This window comes from Microcystis sp. M_QC_C_20170808_M9Col (assembly GCF_007095495.1).
Lineage (GTDB): Bacteria > Cyanobacteriota > Cyanobacteriia > Cyanobacteriales > Microcystaceae > Microcystis > Microcystis aeruginosa.
In genome coordinates this window covers 14504-33514 of the sequence record NZ_SFBZ01000031.1, presented here as the reverse complement: position 1 = coordinate 33514, position 19011 = coordinate 14504, and the positions used below count along the sequence as shown (strand labels likewise).

General features: G+C 44.2%; 19 protein-coding genes. 14 read left to right on the top strand and 5 right to left on the bottom strand.

What is annotated here, in order from left to right; genetic code table 11:
• Positions 1-125 precede the first annotated feature (125 nt).
• Positions 126-416 carry a circadian clock KaiB family protein gene (locus tag EWV68_RS02165; protein WP_002757114.1) on the top strand — a complete coding sequence of 97 codons (291 nt, stop codon included), beginning with the start codon at positions 126-128 and terminating at the stop codon, positions 414-416.
• 667 nt (positions 417-1083) lie between these two features.
• Positions 1084-2277 (top strand): NAD(P)/FAD-dependent oxidoreductase, encoded by a 1194-nt coding sequence (locus EWV68_RS02155; protein WP_287168664.1) that lies wholly within the window; start codon positions 1084-1086, stop codon positions 2275-2277.
• On the opposite strand, the gene EWV68_RS02150 is transcribed toward EWV68_RS02155, so the two are convergent.
• Positions 2257-2676, bottom strand: a complete 420-nt coding sequence (locus EWV68_RS02150; RefSeq protein WP_287168662.1) for a GAF domain-containing protein — start codon at positions 2674-2676, stop codon at positions 2257-2259. The two genes, EWV68_RS02155 and EWV68_RS02150, sit on opposite strands and share 21 nt — an antisense overlap.
• Before the next feature lie 299 nt (positions 2677-2975).
• Between EWV68_RS02150 and EWV68_RS02145 the strand changes: the two genes are divergently transcribed.
• The 5 genes from EWV68_RS02145 to EWV68_RS02125 all read left to right on the top strand — a co-directional run bounded on the left by EWV68_RS02145 (position 2976) and on the right by EWV68_RS02125 (position 6809).
• Positions 2976-4073, top strand: coding sequence for an RRXRR domain-containing protein (locus EWV68_RS02145; RefSeq protein WP_287168660.1), 1098 nt, complete (start codon positions 2976-2978; stop codon positions 4071-4073).
• 59 nt (positions 4074-4132) lie between these two features.
• On the top strand, positions 4133-5467 hold the full coding sequence (locus tag EWV68_RS02140) for an AAA family ATPase (protein WP_287168658.1): 1335 nt from the start codon (positions 4133-4135) through the stop codon (positions 5465-5467).
• Complete coding sequence (locus tag EWV68_RS02135) at positions 5464-6156, top strand: Rho termination factor N-terminal domain-containing protein (RefSeq protein ID WP_287168656.1); 693 nt, start codon at positions 5464-5466, stop codon at positions 6154-6156. The genes EWV68_RS02140 and EWV68_RS02135 overlap by 4 nt, the downstream gene beginning before the upstream one ends.
• A gap of 228 nt (positions 6157-6384) precedes the next feature.
• Positions 6385-6588 (top strand): type II toxin-antitoxin system HicB family antitoxin, encoded by a 204-nt coding sequence (locus EWV68_RS02130; RefSeq protein WP_002776494.1) that lies wholly within the window; start codon positions 6385-6387, stop codon positions 6586-6588.
• A gap of 14 nt (positions 6589-6602) precedes the next feature.
• Positions 6603-6809 carry a type II toxin-antitoxin system HicA family toxin gene (locus EWV68_RS02125; RefSeq protein WP_012266944.1) on the top strand — a complete coding sequence of 69 codons (207 nt, stop codon included), beginning with the start codon at positions 6603-6605 and terminating at the stop codon, positions 6807-6809.
• 261 nt (positions 6810-7070) lie between these two features.
• Here EWV68_RS02125 and EWV68_RS02120 read toward each other — a convergent pair whose 3' ends face one another.
• Entirely contained in the window at positions 7071-7787 is a 717-nt protein-coding gene (locus EWV68_RS02120) for a lysophospholipid acyltransferase family protein (RefSeq protein ID WP_046663353.1), read from the bottom strand.
• Positions 7788-7942: 155 nt separating this feature from the next.
• Here EWV68_RS02120 and metG point away from each other — a divergent pair, with 155 nt between their 5' ends.
• Positions 7943-9556 (top strand): methionine--tRNA ligase, encoded by a 1614-nt coding sequence (metG, locus tag EWV68_RS02115; protein WP_287168654.1) that lies wholly within the window; start codon positions 7943-7945, stop codon positions 9554-9556.
• Positions 9557-9656: 100 nt separating this feature from the next.
• Positions 9657-10262, top strand: coding sequence for a LabA-like NYN domain-containing protein (locus tag EWV68_RS02110; RefSeq protein WP_002743578.1), 606 nt, complete (start codon positions 9657-9659; stop codon positions 10260-10262).
• 332 nt (positions 10263-10594) lie between these two features.
• On the opposite strand, the gene EWV68_RS02105 is transcribed toward EWV68_RS02110, so the two are convergent.
• The 3 genes from EWV68_RS02105 to EWV68_RS02095 form a co-directional block, all read right to left on the bottom strand.
• Entirely contained in the window at positions 10595-11791 is a 1197-nt protein-coding gene (locus tag EWV68_RS02105) for a DNA double-strand break repair nuclease NurA (RefSeq protein WP_061431983.1), read from the bottom strand.
• 88 nt (positions 11792-11879) lie between these two features.
• On the bottom strand, positions 11880-13037 hold the full coding sequence (locus tag EWV68_RS02100) for a HigA family addiction module antitoxin (protein ID WP_287168652.1): 1158 nt from the start codon (positions 13035-13037) through the stop codon (positions 11880-11882).
• The gene (locus EWV68_RS02095; RefSeq protein WP_002800095.1) at positions 13030-13365 is read right to left on the bottom strand and encodes a type II toxin-antitoxin system RelE/ParE family toxin; all 336 of its coding nucleotides are present in this window, start codon (positions 13363-13365) and stop codon (positions 13030-13032) included. The genes EWV68_RS02100 and EWV68_RS02095 overlap by 8 nt, the downstream gene beginning before the upstream one ends.
• A 422-nt stretch (positions 13366-13787) precedes the next feature.
• Here EWV68_RS02095 and rpsL point away from each other — a divergent pair, with 422 nt between their 5' ends.
• From rpsL to rpsJ, 5 genes are all read left to right on the top strand, one after another.
• Complete coding sequence (gene rpsL / locus EWV68_RS02090; protein ID WP_002740176.1) at positions 13788-14171, top strand: 30S ribosomal protein S12; 384 nt, start codon at positions 13788-13790, stop codon at positions 14169-14171.
• 155 nt (positions 14172-14326) lie between these two features.
• Entirely contained in the window at positions 14327-14797 is a 471-nt protein-coding gene (gene rpsG, locus EWV68_RS02085; protein ID WP_002739653.1) for a 30S ribosomal protein S7, read from the top strand.
• A 142-nt stretch (positions 14798-14939) separates the two neighbouring features.
• Complete coding sequence (fusA, locus tag EWV68_RS02080) at positions 14940-17015, top strand: elongation factor G (protein WP_061431979.1); 2076 nt, start codon at positions 14940-14942, stop codon at positions 17013-17015.
• 152 nt (positions 17016-17167) lie between these two features.
• A complete protein-coding gene (tuf, locus tag EWV68_RS02075; protein ID WP_061431978.1) occupies positions 17168-18397 on the top strand; it encodes an elongation factor Tu in 1230 nt (409 codons plus the stop codon).
• Positions 18398-18487: 90 nt separating this feature from the next.
• Positions 18488-18805, top strand: a complete 318-nt coding sequence (rpsJ, locus tag EWV68_RS02070) for a 30S ribosomal protein S10 (protein WP_002800099.1) — start codon at positions 18488-18490, stop codon at positions 18803-18805.
• Positions 18806-19011: the final 206 nt, after the last annotated feature.

Genomic DNA, 19011 nt, shown 5'->3' with positions numbered 1-19011 from the left:
GTTGGGTAAAATCGAAACGAATAGGCTTTTTCCATACCTCACGTTTTAGCATATATTTCGTAAATGTGCTAATATTTAACAGTAAAGCCGTCGTAGAACGACGGGGTTTCAGACCCAAATTTTCGATGAGTCAATATCTTCTCAAACTCTACATTATGGGCGATTCAAGTAAATCCCAGAGGGCGATCGCCAATATTTTTCGTATCTGTCGCGAGGAGTTATCCGATCTTTATACAGTAGAAATAATTGATGTTCTCGAACAGCCCCAATTAGCGGAACAGGATAAAATTCTCGTAACTCCTACTTTAGTCAAACAACTTCCCCCACCCCTACAAAGAATTATCGGCGATATGTCCAATACTCAAAAGGTTCTCCTCGGTTTGGATGTTATTCCCAAAGACTCCCATCGCAATTAGGATTCACCTAAAAATTCTTCTGGTTAGGTTTTTCCTCTCTAATAAGCTCTAATCTTAATTTTATCTCAAATGTCGGGGTGAAGACTCTCGCTTTTAACGAGATGAAACCCCAACCAATATAAAACAGCGAAGCACGACTTAAATCTTGACAATCTCTGCTGTATAGGTTAGCATATAAGTAGTTGTTTAAGGTCGATAAACAATGATTATCCTAAGTTTCAGAAAAATAATCGTTCAAATGTTTATTATGTCCAATTCTGTCTAAGCGTTGATATTCGGGAAGATGCAAAACCGCTAGAACCGACTAAAAGATGTGTAGGATTGGATGTAGGTTTAAAAGTTTTCTACGCTAATAGTGATTATGTTTAAAAATTGGTCTTTCGACGATTGGATGAATCATATCCTTTTTCTGGCTACAATTATGGCTTTGCTGACGATTTGGCTGAGTAGATAAATAAAAACTAAGTACCTAAGCAAAATTAATTACACATATCTAACCCCCTCTTGCCTTTTGCCTCTTGCCTTTTGCCTATCTTTACTAGGAAATTAATTTTGCACGACTACTTATTTTTCTTTCCTCGCTTTACCGAAAATTTGGGTTTAAGTTTCCCCGTCCATTTTACGGCAGGGAGTGTCAAAATAAGAAACAAAACCCTCAGCGATCGATATGACTGACTCAAGCCCAAAAATTTGTATTCTCGGTGGTGGTTTTGGTGGACTCTATACTGCTTTACGTTTGAGTCAATTGCCTTGGCCCGATCAACACCCCCCCCAAATTACCTTAATTGATAAAAACGATCGCTTTTTATTTTCTCCCCTTCTCTACGAATTAGTCACCTCAGAACTGCAATCCTGGGAAATTGCTCCCCCTTTCAGCGAATTACTCGCCAATACCCCCGTTGACTTCCAACAGGGAACCGTCACGGCGATCGATGTTAATAATCATAAAATAACCCTTGACAATCAAAACGATATATGCTATGACCGCCTCGTGATCGCCCTCGGTGGTCAATCCTCCCTTGACTTCCTACCCGGGGCCAGAACCCACGCTATCCCCTTCCGTAGTCTCGAGGATGCCTATCGTCTTCGGGATCGACTCAAAACCCTAGAACAATCCGATCGCGATAAAATTCGGGTCGCCATTATCGGGGGCGGTTATAGCGGCGTAGAATTAGCCTGTAAGCTGGCTGATCGCCTCGGAGAAAGGGGAAGAATTCGTCTGATCGAAAGAAATAGCGATATACTTGGCCCTTCAACCCAATTTAACCGCGAAACCGCCAAAAAAGCCCTGGAAAAACGTCTGGTTTGGTTAGACCTAGAAACCACCGTCGCCGACATTCAAGCTGATCGCCTCTCCCTTGACTACAAAGGACAGATCGACAATATCCCCGTTGATCTAATTCTCTGGACCGTTAGTCCGATCGCCTCCCCACTGCTCGCTAATTTGCCTCTAGCACATAATGAGCGCAAATTACTAAAAGTTAATCAATATTTACAAACTGTCGAAAACCCCAAGATCTACGCGATCGGCGATGCGGCCGATAGTCGCGACCAAGAGGATAAACCCTATGCTGCCACGGCCCAAGTGGCCCTTCAACAGTCCGACTACTGCGCTTGGAATATTTGGGCGAGTTTCCACGATAAACCAGCTTTACCCTTCCGTTATCAACCTTTAGGCGAAATGTTGACCCTCGGAGTCGATGAAGCTACCATTAGCGGTTTAGGACTAGAATTAGCCGGTCCCCTTGCCCATCTTACCCGTCGCTTAGTCTATCTCTACCGTCTGCCCACCCTTAACCATCAAATCGCCGTAGCATTCAACTGGATTACCCAACCCCTTCTATCCCTCATTTCTGAGTAGCGAGTTCAGATATTCCTCCACTAACAAACTATCTCGATCGGTCAATTCCTGACCATCGAGACGGTTTAAAAGCATTACTGCGCCAAATAACTGATTATTAACTCTAATTGGCACAGCTAAAGCCGTTTTTATCCCCAAAGCGACCGCTATATCCTGACGAATGCGATTATCTCCTAGGGTTTGTTCCACCACCACCGGACAACTATCCCGGTAAACCACCGTACACAATCCCGACGTGGCAATATCACCCCTTTTGCCCACAATTGCCTGGCTGTTTTTACCCGCACCCGCCCGATAATCAATACTATCACCGTCAAATTCGGCAATGATAACCGTTTCTGTTGGAATTAAACCTAAAATTTCTTCAGCCAAGCGATCGAGATTAGTTAATTTTTCCATAATGGTTTAGGGGTTGAGGAAATAGAGTGTTATACTCAAAAAAAGAGCAATTCATTAACTTTAGTCTATAGTTTGTGAACTGAAGTCACTAACCCCGCCCTAAAAGGGACGGAGCTTGCCTAGACCAATTTAGGCGACGCAAGTAGAGACTACCGCATCGAGACACAATCTGGCACAGACTTCCGAATACTTCCCTAGTTCGGATTACCTCTAAGCTTTATTGGTAAAGCGTTGTTAGACAAGACATCTTGATTGTGTTGCGGTAAGGGACTTTAACTTTACTCTTAAGGATTATCTCCATGGCAAGAGTTCCTGTTATCTCAAAAGACGGAAAACCGTTAATGCCCACCAAACCCAGTCGGGCTAGACGGTGGATTAGGGAAGGAAAAGCTATCGGTAAATTCAACGACTTAGATATTTTCTATGTCCAGCTAACCGATGAACCTTCCGATAACAAAACCCAACCGATTGCCATTGGTATTGACCCGGGTAAATTATTCTCTGGAATTGGCGTTCAATCCTCTCTTTTTACTCTTTGGAAGGCTCACTTAGAACTTCCTTTTAAACGAGTAAAAGAGCGCATGGACAATAGACGGTTAATGCGAAGAGGACGTAGAGGAAGACGGATTAACCGCCAACTTCCTTTTAATCTAAGAGCGCATCGACAAAAACGATTTTCAAATAGAAGACAAGGAAAATTAGCTCCCTCAATCAGAGCTAATCGTCAACTTGAACTTCGAGTCGTTTCCGAACTAACCAAAATCTATCCAATTACCGATATTTACTTTGAGTACATTAAAGCCGATATTGATCTAACTTCCAGTAGAAAAGGAGCTAAGTCTGGAAAAGGTTTCTCGCCGGTTATGGTTGGACAAAAATGGGCTATTGAGCAACTGTCTCAATTGGCAACAGTCCATACTCGCTTTGGTTGGCAAACCTCTAATCTCAGAAAACATTTGCGACTAGAAAAGTCTAAAAATAAAGCAGAACAATCACCAGAAAGTCATGCTAACGATGGAATTGCTCTTGCCTGTTTTCAATTTTTAAATTATTTGCCATTCCATACTTCTAATGGACATGGATATGATTGGAAGGGTTATGTTAAAGTAACAAACGCTCCCTTTGCTGTCATCAAACGTCCTCCTGTTAGTCGTCGTCAACTTCACCTGATGGTTTTTTCTAAGGGTGGTAAACGACGTAAATATGGTGGCTCTACCACAAGACATGGGTTCCGTAAAGGAGATTTAGTTTCTTCTCCCAAAGGGATTGGTTATGTTAGTGGAGATACCGAAAAACAGCTATCTGTAAGCGATACCAGTTGGAAACGATTGGGACAAATAGCTGTTAGTAAGATTCAGTTAATTCGTCGTTCTAACGGTTTAATTGTTTCTCACTAACTTGTATAAAGCTGCCCTCCGCTATCGCTAAAGGGCGGGGTTTCAGACCCATTTTTTCGATGAAAGATAACACCCCCAGAGTAACAAGTCTCAAATCTTATCTTCAGCATTTGCCTCAAGATGCGTCGGAAGCTATTGTTAGCACCAACTTTGCACCTTACCTGATATCATATTTAGGATTTTCAACCACGGAGATAATCCCACAGTACGACACGGGAGGCGGTGGGATTACCGACTTTGCCACTCGGAGAAACCCAGAAAACGATATTTTTTTGCAGACAAAGAGTAATCCTTTTCTGCTGATAGAGTTAAAGGGTAGAGAGATTAACCTAACTGAAAATAGTCCAGGTTATAAGGCAACTGTCGATAAGTTAAAGCGTCAGTTATTAGGGACTAAGTGTAAAGCATCCCAATGGGGAATTATCACTAACGGTTCGCACATCCAGTTATTTAGAAAACATGGTAAAATCATTTTTCCTGCCACTACTTGCATAGCAATAACTCCTGAGAACATTGATGAGACCGTAGCTCGGATCAAGACAAAAATTGACAATACTCCCAAAGCATTAACGGTTACTGTTTACAATAATAAAGGCGGTGTAGGCAAAACCACCACAACCGTAAATCTTGCCGCTTTCCTTGCCTTTTTAGGTAAAAAAGTTTTAGTTTTAGACTTTGATTTTAATCAACGAGATTTAACTAAATCTATCCTAAATATAAACCCAGAAGATGGCCTACTAGAAAAGGCTTTAACTGACAAGAATATTGACCTAAAATCAGTGATTAGCCCCTATATTTTTAAGAATTCAAAACTACAAATTACCTTCGATGTTGTTCCTGCTGATAATAAAATAGCAGGGCTTACGGAGTCTGACTATCATCCTCACATGAAAATATCCACTCTCCATAGAAAATTAGACTTAGCTAGATATGAGTACGATTACATCTTTATAGATGCAGCTCCCAATTGGCGATTTACTAGCCGGCTGGCTGTTTATGCTGCCGATGTTGTCCTCTTACCCACAAAACATAACAATTCATTCTCCCTTCATAATGCAGCTATTGCCATCAAGGAGTTTCTGCCGCAAATGCAAAAATTAAAAAAAGAGGGGACTCCCATAGCCTTACCAATTTTTTTCAACGGTGAGAAGATTACTCAACCACAGTTACAGCTTGCCCAAAAAGCAATTGATCAAATACTAGAAAATGACAAAAACCTTGTACACTATTTTTATCCCAGATATACTAATGCCAAAAAAGATTTGCATATTCATCACCTGCCAGAATACGCTATTATAGCCAGTGCTGCTTTCGCTTGCGTGCCAGCCGTTTATAAAAGTCGTTCCGCTCATGACTACTACAAAGACTTAGCAAAGGAGTATTTTTTACAATGATGGAATATACCGATATTGGTACTTTGAAGTATCTCTACTTAGATGAAATAGAAATTACCAATGGGACCGATGCTGATAGTTTTTTAATTGAAGTTGCTGCCAAACTATTACAGCAGACAGGTGGACGCAATTGGCTGCCTGTAATCGTCAAAGAACTATCAGAGGATCGCTATGAAGTTATCGGCAACTCATTTGTTTATGCTGTGGCTGAAAGGGCTGGACTAGAAAGAATTTGGTGTATTATTGCCGATGGAACAGAAGATGCTAGGAATATATCCAGAGTTTTGGCAAGAGAAGAAACCCCAAAACTAAATCTGTCAACAGCTTCAAGAGAAGAAATTAAATCTGCTTTACAGTTCTTAATTGAACAACCGAATAGCCCACTAAAAACAATTAAATTAGCTACTGCTACTGCTAGGATTGATGAAGCTCCCCGTCAATTCTGGAAGAGTTTAGACTCAATTGTTGCCCTCAAGTGTGGAATTACAAAAGGGAAGGGATTAGATTTACTCAAAACTGTCTTTTATCTCACTCCTGAATCTCAACAAGATGCAGTGATTGAGGAATTTTCAGAAGAAACTCTCAAACTCAAGACTGTTTCTGAATTAAAGACTCTAGCCAAAGAAAAAGGAATCGTTGGTTTAAGCAAGATGAAGAAAGCAGAGCTAGTCAGAATATTGGCGCAATAAGAAAAAGGAGTATCAATTATGAATTATGAATTATGAATTATGAATTATCAATTGCTAGAAGATATTGAAAGTGAATTAAAATGGCAGCAAAGCCTTTCTAACGAAGATATGGAATTGGGAGCTTTTTCAACGTGAACCACTATCGAGTCATCCCGGGCTTGAGCATTGATTATGCTTGTGGAGTCCATCTGTTATCATCTTGGGTAGTTCTCTAAGGATTTAGTCCCTATGAAATGGCGAGTGATACTTGAACCCGATCCCGATACAAACGAATGGGCAATTTGGTGTCCGGAACTGCCCGGATGCACATCTGCCGGTATTACACAAGAGGAAGCTCTCAATAATATACGCGAAGCGATCGAGCTTTATTTACAACCTGATGCTATCGACCTTCTACCAGGAGCAGTAATCCGTGAGGTTATGGTGGGATGACTCGACTCAGGAGAATGAATGCTGACGAGGTTGAGCGCATATTACGCAAGTATAACTTTGAACTGATCTCTCAGAAGGGTAGTCATAGAAAATGGCGTGGTAGGGATCAAGATACTCAAGTTATCGTACCTTACCATCAAGGGAGAGATTTACCTACTGGAACATTGCGTAACATCATGATTACAGCCATGATCCCAGAAGGAGAGTGGAAATCTCCATAAACTTCATCTAAAGTCCATCTGTCTAACCAATCACTGCACCCGACCGATAGTTAGACTGATAATATCATTCAAGGTTGGGCTTCGGCCGTGAGCTTTTGCCGAACGGTTGAAGCATGAAACCCAACGCCCGATCATGTTAGGCTACTGCTAACCCATCCTACAAATAATTGTGTCTCCCTACTTATAACAAATCACTCCAGTATCAATTATGAATTATGAGTTAGGAAGTGGGAAGAAAAAAGCTGCCGACTGCCTCCTGACTTAGCCCTTCAGCAATAAATCGCTAATTTCCGACTGACAATGACCAATTAAACGATTAAGGGCTTTTTTTCCTTGTTTACCTTGATAATCTGAGCGATCGCTTTCAGTAATTCCATAGGGACGACCGATCGCCACCTTGACACGATGATAAAATACAACGGGATGCCAACCATCTTGATCGAATAAAGGTTCCGTGGTATCTAACCAGCGTAGCAAACGCACGGGAAAAGGACTAATAACAGTTTCCGACTCGGAGAGAATAGCCACAGGTAAGACAAATAAATTCTCCACGGGACAACGCAGGGCTAAATGGGCAAATCCGCTCTGAAAACGGCTAATTTGACGAGGAGCAGTCAAATTTAACATCGGCGATCCACCTTCTGGAAATAAACCGATCCATCGTCCGGACTGTAAAAAATCCGTTGCTTGCCGAAAAAAAGTCCGGTGGCGCTTTTCAGGGGTATCAAAGGGAAAACAGCCCAATTCTCCGATTAATTCCCGCAAAAGCGGGGTTTTTCCCATGTAGTGATGACAGGCGATCGGGAGAGTTTTGCCCAAAGCTTGAATTAAGATCGGCGCGTCCAAAAAGCTACGATGGTTACTTACCACGATCGCCACTCCTTGGCCGGGTAGATTTTCTTGACCGACGGTAAACAGACTCGTGCGCGTGGTATCAAGAATTAAACGAGAGGTGGATAGGGGGGTAAGCAGCTTCATGGAAAAAAAAAATCGGCCTTAAGATTGTTTTTATTGACTTAGATCACAACTAAAGGATAAAACAGAATTAGAGGATCATAAAATATAGGGATTATGTCCCAATCATCTACGGACCGGCCTCGGGGCAGCCTCGTCTATTTAAAAAAATAAATTTCATGAATGATTTAAATGAGCGAAAAACATTTGCTTTGACAACACCTCTTTATTATGTCAACGATATCCCTCACATCGGCAGTGCTTACACAACGATCGTAGCGGATGTTATGGCACGATGGCAGCGGTTACAGGGCAATTCTGTCCTCCTGATTACAGGAACCGACGAACACGGACAGAAAATCGAACGGACTGCGGCAGCCAAAGGACTCAATCCCCAGGAACACTGCGATCGCATTGCCACCAGTTTTGCCAATCTCTGGGCAAAGCTACACATCCAGTATGATCGCTTTAGTCGCACCACTGCCCCCCGTCATCAGGCAATTGTTAACGAATTTTTTGAAAGAGTCTGGGAAAAGGGCGATATCTATCTCGATCGCCAACAGGGTTGGTATTGCGTCGCCTGTGAAGAATTTAAGGAAAAAAGAGAACTGTTAGATAATGGCTGTTGTCCCATTCATACTAATCTGGCCGCCGAATGGCGCGATGAGGAAAACTATTTTTTCCGTCTCTCTAAGTATCAGGCACAACTAGAACAATTTTACCAAGAACAACCCGATTTTATTCAACCGGAAAGCCGACGTAATGAGGTTCTCAACTTCGTCAACCAAGGACTACAGGACTTCTCCATCTCTAGGGTTAATGTGGCTTGGGGGTTTCCCATTCCCCACGATGGTCAGCATACCATCTACGTTTGGTTTGATGCCCTTCTTGGCTATGTTACCGCCCTTCTCGACCCCGAAGACGAACCCACCCTAGAAAATGCCTTGGCCAAATGGTGGCCGATCGATCTGCATCTGATCGGTAAAGATATATTAAGATTCCATGCCATTTATTGGCCAGCTATGCTAATGTCGGCGGGTTTACCCTTGCCTAAAAGAGTCTTCGGCCACGGCTTTTTGACCAAAGACGGGCGGAAAATGGGCAAAAGTCTCGGTAATACCCTCGATCCCTTCGATTTGGTTGATCGCTATGGGGCCGATGCCGTCCGTTACTATTTCGTCAAAGAGATTGAATTAGGACAGGATGGCGATTTTCAGGAAACCAGATTTGTTAATATTCTTAACGCGGATTTAGCCAACGATTTAGGCAACCTCCTCAATCGCACCCTAGGCATGGTTAAAAAATACTGCCAAAATATCCCCCCCCAGTTGACTGGCGTAGATATCCCCAACGATAATCACCTTAAGAATATGGGGATCAATTTAGGGGGCATTGTTGAACAGAAGTACGATGCGCTACAATTTAATCAAGCCTGTGAGGAAATATTGGCGTTAATTCGTGCTAGTAATAAGTTTATCGATGAGAGTGCGCCCTGGAGTTTATTTAAACAGAAACAACAAGCAGCCGTAGAACAGGTTCTCTACGCAGTTTTGGAATCAGTAAGACTCTCTGCCTACCTACTCTCACCGATAATACCGACCTTAAGCAGTAAAATTTATCAACAACTAGGTTTTGTTATTGATTTTAATACTTTCAGGTCGGAGGATGGGGAAAACTTCCCTGATGGTGTCTCTTTTTCCCAACACTGTCAATGGGGATTACCCACAAATCCACAACTAGGAACACCTGAACCGATCTTTTCTAAACTAGAACTGCCGTTAAACGATTCCTAAGGGAATTTTTTGATAACTCTATTTTTTAAGGTCTGTTGTCCTTTGGGACACAACTGGCAAACACCCAACACTAAACTTTTAACAAACGAGGAAAAATAAAATGTTTGATGATTATGACACAGCCCCAGTCTTTACCCCCGAACAAGTGCTAGAAAATCGCGGTCGTGTGGCGATTTTCATCGATGGTTCTAATTTATTTTATGCGGCTCTGCAATTAGGTATCGAAATTGACTACACCAAATTACTTTGTCGTTTAACTGCCGGTTCTCGTCTCTTGCGCGCCTTCTTTTATACTGGAGTTGATCGCACTAACGAAAAACAGCAGGGATTCCTCCTCTGGATGCGTCGCAACGGTTATCGAGTCATCGCTAAAGATCTAGTACAATTGCCCGATGGTTCCAAAAAAGCCAATCTTGACGTGGAAATTGCCGTGGATTTAATGGCGCTAGTGGGTTCCTATGATACCGCAGTAATTGTCAGTGGTGATGGGGATTTGGCCTATGCTGCCGATTCCGTCAGTTACCGTGGTGCGCGAGTGGAAGTGGTTAGTTTGCGCTCGATGACCAGTGATAGTTTAATTAATGTAGCCGATCGCTATGTTGATCTAGATCAAATCAAAGAAGAAATTCAAAAAACCAGCAAGCATCACGTTAGTTATAATAATTTCCCCGTCAGCGTCTTAGACCAAGATCGGAGCAGTCGCTAGAAAAATTCGGCAAAAATCAAGTTTAAGGTGGGTAATTCCCACCTTTATCAGTTATCAGTGATCAGTTATCAGTTATCAGTTATCAGTGACCAGTTATCAGTTATCAGTGATCAGTTATCAGTTATTAGGTAGGCACAATTATTTGTAGGATGGGTTAGCGGTAGCGTAACCCATGCGGGCGTTGGGTTTCATGCTTCAACCCAACCTACGTTCATTTTATATTTAATTCCACCCACCTACTTATCAGTTATCAGTGACCAGTTATCAGTTAGCAGTTATCAGTTAGCAGTTATCAGTTATCAGTGACCACTCCCCATCTGCTGCCTCCTCAATTAAGCGATACTACTGCGCTTTCTCGCTTCCTTATAAGATGTTCCCACATCCTGTAAACCGACTTTAATCATTTGTTGTTCCAAAAGAGCAAAAAAACGCAAGCGATCGCCACCTTTAATCACTGCTAAATTGTGCGCTTCCGCTAAGGCGATCGGATAACCATAACCTTTTAACACCTGGGCCAGTAAAATACTCAAAGAGCGATCGAGTAATTCTCGCTCCTCCACCACCCAAGCAGGAACCTCTACCCTAGCGATTTCCGTCCCCACATGGAGATAACAGAAGTAAATGCGATGTTCATCCCCATAAAGATCGAGTATTTTCAAAGAACTGCGCCAAAAAGGACTTCTTTGCCCCGGTTCCAATAAATAACCCCAGAGAGAAGCATCCCGGAGAGGATCGACAACGCGACAAGGGGTTTTTTCTGGGTCTAAATCACCGCAATTGATCAAGCAATTGGGAGTATCATGGGGACAAGATTGTAAACGCAGGAAATTTAAGCCTTCTGTGCTACGAGAAGCACTAATATAACCCATAAGCGGGATTTTAGCTGATTTTAAATCGTCCCAAGACTGAAAAATCGGTGGCAAAATTAAATCTTTTGCTTCCGGGGGGAGACTATCGATAAACCAATAGATCAAAGAACCATCCACGAGGGCTAAATTTGGTTCATAATGGGCCCCAGGGGGTTTTACCCAACGAGTAGCCATTTCTGCTAACATTTGGCTTTCTAATACCGTCCGACGATAACTCATCCACTCATCGACGCGAATACCCCACTGTTTAGAAATGTAGAGGTCTTCTGATTTGTAATAGACTTCGGGAATGCTATCGAGGAGCGGGTGCAAATTTTGACCATAGTGCAACATGATCCTACCGATATTAATTAGATAACAGTAGGCGATTTCGTGGTGAGAAGGGGCAATTTGGGAACCATCCGTGGCAAAAACGCTATGACTTTCGGGGGGGGGAAGGATAGTAACGCGGGTGTCGAGAGGTTCGATCGGTAGCGCGACAGAGAAAATTAGGCGATCGTGCCAGTTATGATAGAGTTCTAGCAGTTTTTCCTGTTGCTGTTGAGCCTGTTCTAAAAGAATTTTAGCCCTTTGCACTCGCTCGCGACTAGCTGTCACTTCCTGTTGAAAATGTTGACTGATTCCTGGCATTTTTGCCGCTAATTTCGCAAGATCGAGCATAACTATCCTCTACCTGACTTTTTTTGATGTTATCGCAATTTTGTCAATTATTGCCAAATTTATCCTTAGTAATCTCCGCTTACAGCAGTTATCTTAATGATGAGATAGGAAGTTTTCCTTTTGGGGAGTCGCTCGTCAATACCAAAAAGGAATTCTGCGTATTTAGACAATATTTCTCCTTAAGATCATTGCAGTTTTGATAAGAAATAATTTGCTCATGTTGCATTCTACCAACAATAATACCAGGGTGTATTCCTAGTTGTTCGGCAAATTGATTAATAGCTTTTCTATTCAGAGAATTATTGGCGATAAATCTCTGCCAATCTCTGGGAGCAATTAAGAAATTAGCCGCAAAAACATCCGCCTCTTTTTCTTTAATTGTATCTTGAATATCTTGCCCCTCTAAAAATAAAGTTCGTTTCCCATGTAATAAAATATGACCAGCTTCATGAAAAAAAGAAAACCAAAAATGATCATTTGTTTTGTATCGATCGCTCAATTGAATTAAAGCTCTGTGAGAATCTAACCAACGGGTAGCACCGTGTACCCTTGTTTTCGGAAGTTCAGGGACAAAGGCTAAGGCAACCCCCGCTGCCGCACAAAGCTCGATCATTTGCGGTTGAAATACCTCGATAGACTTAATAGTTAACGAACGAATTTGTCGCAAGGCATCTCTGAATTTCAACTCGTTGTAATCAGCACAATTAATTTTCGATGACTCTATTTCTCCTTGACGTAACCATGCTGTTATTGCCCCTCGATCGCTATCAAATGCTTGAGACTTTCTAAAATCAATCGATAAATTTATCCCCCAAATCTCCTCCCATTGCTCAGGGGAGACAACGGCAAAAAAATTCAAGCTCTCTCGTAATTGCTCTATTTTATCCTCATCAAACTTGAGCCAGCCTAATTCAGTCATCTGGCGATAAGGAATTTGTTTTAACCAGCCTAAATAACCTTTTAATCTTTGATTCTCATTTTTTCTCGCTAAATATTCCCGATAAAGTCTTTCGCGCTCTATCCAGAAACCGGCGGGAGTTCCTAACACTAACTCTATCTGTAAGGCGGTATCGATAGTAATCTCCGCTTTACCTTTTATTATCTCATTGATAGTCTTTCTCGGTCTGCCCATGCGTTGGGCGAGTTCCGATTGAGACATATTTCTTTCTTCTAGGATTTCGGCAAGGGTTTCTCCCGGTGGAGAAATAAAATCCGGTGCATATCTGTTCTCAATAGTATTAGTCATGGGTGTCATCTATGCCAATAATTACGACTGCGGTTACTTTCTTCCAATCAATTCCCCCGTCTGCTTTTTGAGGAATCGGTATATTAGCCGGCTCAAAAATTAGTCTGAGAGGATGAACTAAATCTAGAGATAGTTGTCCAGCACGGTTATGTAACAATTCGTGGCAACGTCCCGGCAGCGATCGCATTTCCTCCAGGACAATAACTGCTTTTAAGTCGTCGAGTCTTTGCCTGATTTTCTTAGCCATCTTCTCTCCATACTGTTTTTTCAGTAGTCTTTGGCTATTGCATTCGTTCTCAAATTTTTTTTCCTTAAAGACAATATCCATTGTAGATGACCCTTGTAATATTGTTAACCTCAAAGGTTAACAATATTTTATGGCAGCACACCTGGGTTGCATCCAGTACAAACGCTCTAAATATATCGTTAAGAGCTAATACTCTAGACACCAGTTCTGAAAATGAGGTTAGCTAGAGACAGCTTTTCAGACATTGGCCGATTAATCAGGTGATAATTATCGCTAAAATTGCACCATCAAGCCAAAACAACGAAGCTGTAATTTTATCGCCTAATAACGTCCGAATTGAGTGCCGCCGCCGCCCAAGAAAAAGACAATCTCTAACATCTAAACCGGAGAAAAGCACAATAGGCGACTTGACAACAAGAGCGACAATTTGCTATAATGACCTTTTGTCAACGATTTGACCTTCGGTAATAGGAGTTCAGAGTAACCTTAGATACAGCCCTATCATGCCCACCATTCAGCAATTAATACGCGACGAAAGATCCAAAGCGAAAAGAAAAACCAAATCTCCCGCCCTCAAACAATGCCCCCAACGTCGGGGAGTTTGTACAAGAGTATATACCACCACACCGAAAAAACCCAACTCAGCCCTACGGAAAGTGGCTAGGGTACGTTTGACCTCTGGATTTGAGGTGACAGCCTACATCCCGGGCATCGGTCATAACCTACAAGAACACTCGGTCGTCCTGATTCGGGGCGGTCGGGTCAAAGATCTACCCGGAGTCAGATACCACATCATTCGCGGCACCCTCGATGCCACCGGGGTGAAAAACCGTCAAAAGGCGCGCTCTAAGTACGGAACCAAACGCCCCAAACCCGCCGCTAAATAAACAGGAAATTGATTAACCAAAAAAATACTCCCACCGAGTCGGTCAAAGTTAACCCAAGAGACTGAAGACTCGCAGGAGAGGGTTTAAGATGGGCTGTAATCATCCGACTGTCAAGCAAAAGTTAAAGTTAACCTAGAAAATTCAGGAATATTCCGATGTCTCGCCGTAAAAACGTCAAAAAACGTCCTATTCCCCCCGATCCCGTTTACAATAGCTGTTTAGTCAGCATGACCATCCGCCGGATCATGCGATCGGGCAAAAAATCCCTGGCCGCTAATATCGTTTACGATGCCCTGAAAACCGTCGGCGAACGTACCGGTCAAGAACCCCTAGAAGTATTTGAAAAAGCCGTTAAAAACGCCACTCCCCTAGTGGAAGTGAAAGCCCGCCGGGTCGGTGGAGCCACCTATCAAGTCCCGATGGAAGTACGCACCAACCGTGGTAGTACATTAGCACTACGCTGGTTAGTCCATTATGCCAGAACCAGAGGCGGCAAAACCATGGCTGGTAAACTAGCTAACGAGATCATGGATGCGGCCAATGAAACCGGCGGCACGATCAAAAAACGGGAAGAAACCCACCGGATGGCAGAGGCAAACAAAGCCTTTGCCCACTATCGTTACTAAAAAGATACTTTAAAGATACTTTAAGGGCGGTGGACTACACCGCTGCCGCCAAAAAACTGTCAAGAAAAGTATAGAATTGTAAATAGTGTAAAAAATCCTAGAACAAAATCCCATCACTGGCAAGCAAAGCAAGGAGGTTGCTGTGGCACGGACTATCCCGCTAGAGAGAGTGCGAAACATCGGAATCGCCGCTCATATAGACGCGGGCAAAACAACGACAACAGAAAGAATCCTGTTCTACACGGGAGTCGCTCATAAACTGGGCGAAGTCCACGACGGAACGGCAATTACCGACTGGATGGAACAGGAACGGGAGCGAGGAATCACCATCACCGCCGCCGCCATCAGTACCAGTTGGCAAGATCATCGCATCAACATCATTGACACCCCCGGCCACGTCGATTTCACCATTGAAGTGGAACGTTCCATGCGGGTACTCGATGGAGTGGTGGCGGTTTTCTGCTCTGTTGGTGGTGTACAACCCCAATCGGAAACCGTCTGGAGACAAGCCGATCGGTACAAAGTACCCCGGATTGCCTTTGTCAACAAAATGGACAGAACGGGGGCGAACTTCTTCAAAGTTTACGAACAATTAAGAGATCGCCTTAGAGCTAACGCCGTTCCCATCCAAATGCCGATCGGCGCGGAAAGCGAACTGAGCGGGATCGTTGATCTCGTCAAGATGCGCGCCTATATATATAAGGACGATCTAGGGAAAGACATAGAAGAAACCGACATTCCCGAAGACTTATTGGAAAAGGCCGAAGAATTCCGCGTGCAGCTGGTGGAAGCTGTAGCGGAAGCTGATGAAGAACTCCTAGAAAAATATCTAGAAGGTGAAGAACTCACCGAAGCCGAAATCAAACGCGGTCTCAGAGAAGGGACGATTGCTGGTACAGTTGTTCCCGTCCTCTGCGGCTCGGCTTTCAAAAACAAAGGGGTACAACTGCTCCTCGATGCCGTTGTCGATTATCTGCCCTCACCCTCGGAAGTAGCCGCCGTTAAAGGGATTCTTCCCGATGGCAGCGAGGCAATCCGGGAAGCCAAGGACGATGCGCCCTTCTCGGCCCTCGCCTTCAAAATCATGGCCGATCCCTTCGGTCGTTTAACCTTCCTACGGGTCTATTCCGGTGTACTAGCTAAAGGCAGCTACGCCTACAATTCCACCAAAGGAACCAAAGAACGGATCGCTCGCCTGATCGTCCTCAAATCCAACGAACGGATCGAAGTGGATGAACTGCGCGCCGGTGATCTGGGAGCGGCGATCGGACTGAAAAACACCATTACCGGGGATACCCTCTGTGATGATAAGAACCCGATTATCCTAGAATCCCTGTTTATCCCCGAACCGGTTATCTCCGTGGCGGTGGAACCGAAAACCAAACAGGACATCGAGAAACTCAGCAAAGCTCTGCAAGCTCTCTCCGATGAAGATCCCACCTTCCGGGTCAAAGTTGATCCCGAAACCAATCAAACGGTAATCGCCGGGATGGGAGAACTGCACCTGGAAATTCTCGTCGATCGAATGCTCCGGGAATACAAAGTCGAAGCGACGGTGGGCGCTCCCCAGGTGGCCTATCGGGAAACTGTGCGGAAACCCGTGCGCGCTGAGGGTAAATTTATCCGTCAAAGTGGCGGTAAAGGGCAGTACGGCCACGTCGTCATCGAACTCGAACCGGGTGAACCGGGATCTGGCTTTGTCTTCGTCTCCAAAATTGTCGGTGGTGCTATCCCCAAAGAATACATCAGTCCGTCAGAACAAGGGATGAAAGAAGCTTGCGAATCGGGGATTGTAGCGGGTTATCCCGTCATCGACCTGAAAGCAACCCTTGTAGATGGTTCTTTCCACGATGTGGACTCCTCCGAGATGGCCTTTAAGATTGCCGGTTCCATGGCGATCAAAGAAGCGGTGATGAAAGCTTCTCCCGTTCTCCTAGAACCGATGATGAAGGTCGAGGTGGAAGTACCCGAAGACTTCATCGGTAACGTCATCGGTGATCTTAACTCCCGTCGGGGACAAATCGAAGGTCAAGAAACCGAGACCGGCATCGCCAAAGTCTCCGCTAAAGTTCCCCTAGCGGAAATGTTTGGTTACGCCACTGATATTCGCTCCAAAACTCAAGGACGGGGCATCTTCACCATGGAATTTAGCCATTACGAAGAAGTCCCCCGCAACGTGGCCGAGACGATTATCACCAAAAGTAAAGGGAACGGTTAATCAGTAACCAGTGACCGGCGAGCAGTGAAGATAAACCGATCATTTAAATTTGGTCGGTCAACCCTAACAACTGCTAACTTAAAACTGATCTCCGGTGACTGATTACTGTTCACCCACCTGAAGAAGAAAAAAAACAAAGGAACAGAAAGTAAATGGCACGCGCTAAATTTGAACGGACGAAACCCCACGTTAACATCGGCACGATCGGTCACGTTGACCACGGCAAAACTACCCTCACCGCCGCTATCACTATGACCCTAGCGGCTCTGGGTAATGCCCAAGCTAAAAAATACGATGAAATCGATGCCGCTCCCGAAGAAAAGGCTCGCGGGATCACCATCAACACCGCTCACGTTGAGTACGAAACCGCCAGTCGCCACTATGCACACGTGGACTGCCCCGGCCACGCGGACTATGTAAAAAACATGATCACCGGTGCGGCACAGATGGACGGTGGTATTCTCGTGGTCTCGGCCGCCGATGGCCCGATGCCCCAAACCCGGGAACATATCCTGCTGGCTCGTCAGGTGGGTGTACCTAACCTGGTGGTCTTCCTCAACAAAAAAGATATGGTGGACGATGAGGAAATACTGGAACTCGTGGAACTGGAAGTACGCGAACTTCTCACCAATTACGACTTCGCTGGCGACGAAATCCCCATTATTGCCGGTTCTGCGAAAGAAGCCCTCGAGTACATGACCAAAAACCCCAAGGCCCAAAAAGGCGATAACGAGTGGGTGGACGCAATTTATGAATTAATGGAAGCGGTAGATAGCTATATCCCCACCCCCGAACGGGATATCGATAAACCCTTCCTGATGGCGGTAGAAGACGTATTCTCGATTACTGGTCGGGGGACGGTGGCTACCGGTCGGATCGAACGCGGTATTGTGAAAGTGGGTGATAACGTGGAATTGGTCGGGATCAGAGAAACTCGCCCCACCACCGTCACCGGGATCGAAATGTTCAAGAAAAGTCTTGAGCAAGGGATGGCCGGTGACAACGCGGGTATCCTCCTGCGTGGTATCCAAAAAACCGACATCGAGCGCGGCATGGTGATCGCTAAACCGGGTACAATCAAACCCCACACCCAGTTTGAAGGTGAGGTGTATGTGTTAAGTAAAGAAGAGGGTGGTCGTCACACTCCTTTCTTTAAAAACTATCGTCCTCAGTTCTATGTACGGACAACTGACGTAACTGGCACTATCCAAGACTACACCGCCGATGATGGCAGCACTGTAGAAATGGTCATGCCGGGAGACCGGATCAAAATGACCGTGGAACTGATCAACCCGATCGCTATTGAACAGGGTATGCGCTTCGCTATTCGCGAGGGTGGTCGCACCATCGGTTCTGGCGTTATCTCGAAAATTATCAAGTAGGCTAATCTACTAATTAACGGGGCAGTGAATTTAAAAGCTGCTCCGTTACTGTCTTTATTTTGTACCTTGACAATTGCAATAGGTGAAATTATGGCTACGTTACAACAACAGAAAATTCGCATTCGTTTGAAAGCTTTTGACCGGCGCTTACTCGATACTTCCTGTGAGAAGATTGTCGATACTGCCAATAGAACTAACGCCACGGCCATCGGACCGATCCCCCTACCGACAAAAAGAAAGATTTATTGTGTCCTGCGTTCCCCTCACGTTGACAAGGACTCCCGTGAACATTTTGAAACCCGCACCCATCGCCGCATTATTGATATTTACCAACCCTCTTCTAAGACAATCGATGCTTTGATGAAATTAGATTTACCCGCAGGGGTTGATATTGAAGTTAAATTGTAAAAAATGTCAAAAAGATGTTATCGCTAACATCTTTTTTTCTTAGAGACTCTTTGTTATGGTGCTTCTCGTCTAGTTTGTGTGGGTGAGAATTGGTACTATACCAAATCCGTTTTTAATAGTATGATTAACTCCCAATCCAACTTTTAAAACCCGCTCCCTTCTCTCCACTTCCCACTTCCCACTTCTAGGGTTTCGGTTGCTCTTGA

What these genes read in the sequence shown, in the direction of transcription:
- EWV68_RS02165 (WP_002757114.1), top strand. Translation starts at nt 126, where the DNA reads ATGAGTCAATATCTTCTCAAACTCTACATTATGGGCGATTCAAGTAAA.
- EWV68_RS02155 (WP_287168664.1), top strand. Translation starts at nt 1,084, where the DNA reads ATGACTGACTCAAGCCCAAAAATTTGTATTCTCGGTGGTGGTTTTGGT.
- EWV68_RS02150 (WP_287168662.1), bottom strand. Translation starts at nt 2,676, where the DNA reads ATGGAAAAATTAACTAATCTCGATCGCTTGGCTGAAGAAATTTTAGGT.
- EWV68_RS02145 (WP_287168660.1), top strand. Translation starts at nt 2,976, where the DNA reads ATGGCAAGAGTTCCTGTTATCTCAAAAGACGGAAAACCGTTAATGCCC.
- EWV68_RS02140 (WP_287168658.1), top strand. Translation starts at nt 4,133, where the DNA reads ATGAAAGATAACACCCCCAGAGTAACAAGTCTCAAATCTTATCTTCAG.
- EWV68_RS02135 (WP_287168656.1), top strand. Translation starts at nt 5,464, where the DNA reads ATGATGGAATATACCGATATTGGTACTTTGAAGTATCTCTACTTAGAT.
- EWV68_RS02130 (WP_002776494.1), top strand. Translation starts at nt 6,385, where the DNA reads ATGAAATGGCGAGTGATACTTGAACCCGATCCCGATACAAACGAATGG.
- EWV68_RS02125 (WP_012266944.1), top strand. Translation starts at nt 6,603, where the DNA reads ATGAATGCTGACGAGGTTGAGCGCATATTACGCAAGTATAACTTTGAA.
- EWV68_RS02120 (WP_046663353.1), bottom strand. Translation starts at nt 7,787, where the DNA reads ATGAAGCTGCTTACCCCCCTATCCACCTCTCGTTTAATTCTTGATACC.
- metG (WP_287168654.1), top strand. Translation starts at nt 7,943, where the DNA reads ATGAATGATTTAAATGAGCGAAAAACATTTGCTTTGACAACACCTCTT.
- EWV68_RS02110 (WP_002743578.1), top strand. Translation starts at nt 9,657, where the DNA reads ATGTTTGATGATTATGACACAGCCCCAGTCTTTACCCCCGAACAAGTG.
- EWV68_RS02105 (WP_061431983.1), bottom strand. Translation starts at nt 11,791, where the DNA reads ATGCTCGATCTTGCGAAATTAGCGGCAAAAATGCCAGGAATCAGTCAA.
- EWV68_RS02100 (WP_287168652.1), bottom strand. Translation starts at nt 13,037, where the DNA reads ATGACTAATACTATTGAGAACAGATATGCACCGGATTTTATTTCTCCA.
- EWV68_RS02095 (WP_002800095.1), bottom strand. Translation starts at nt 13,365, where the DNA reads ATGGATATTGTCTTTAAGGAAAAAAAATTTGAGAACGAATGCAATAGC.
- rpsL (WP_002740176.1), top strand. Translation starts at nt 13,788, where the DNA reads ATGCCCACCATTCAGCAATTAATACGCGACGAAAGATCCAAAGCGAAA.
- rpsG (WP_002739653.1), top strand. Translation starts at nt 14,327, where the DNA reads ATGTCTCGCCGTAAAAACGTCAAAAAACGTCCTATTCCCCCCGATCCC.
- tuf (WP_061431978.1), top strand. Translation starts at nt 17,168, where the DNA reads ATGGCACGCGCTAAATTTGAACGGACGAAACCCCACGTTAACATCGGC.
- rpsJ (WP_002800099.1), top strand. Translation starts at nt 18,488, where the DNA reads ATGGCTACGTTACAACAACAGAAAATTCGCATTCGTTTGAAAGCTTTT.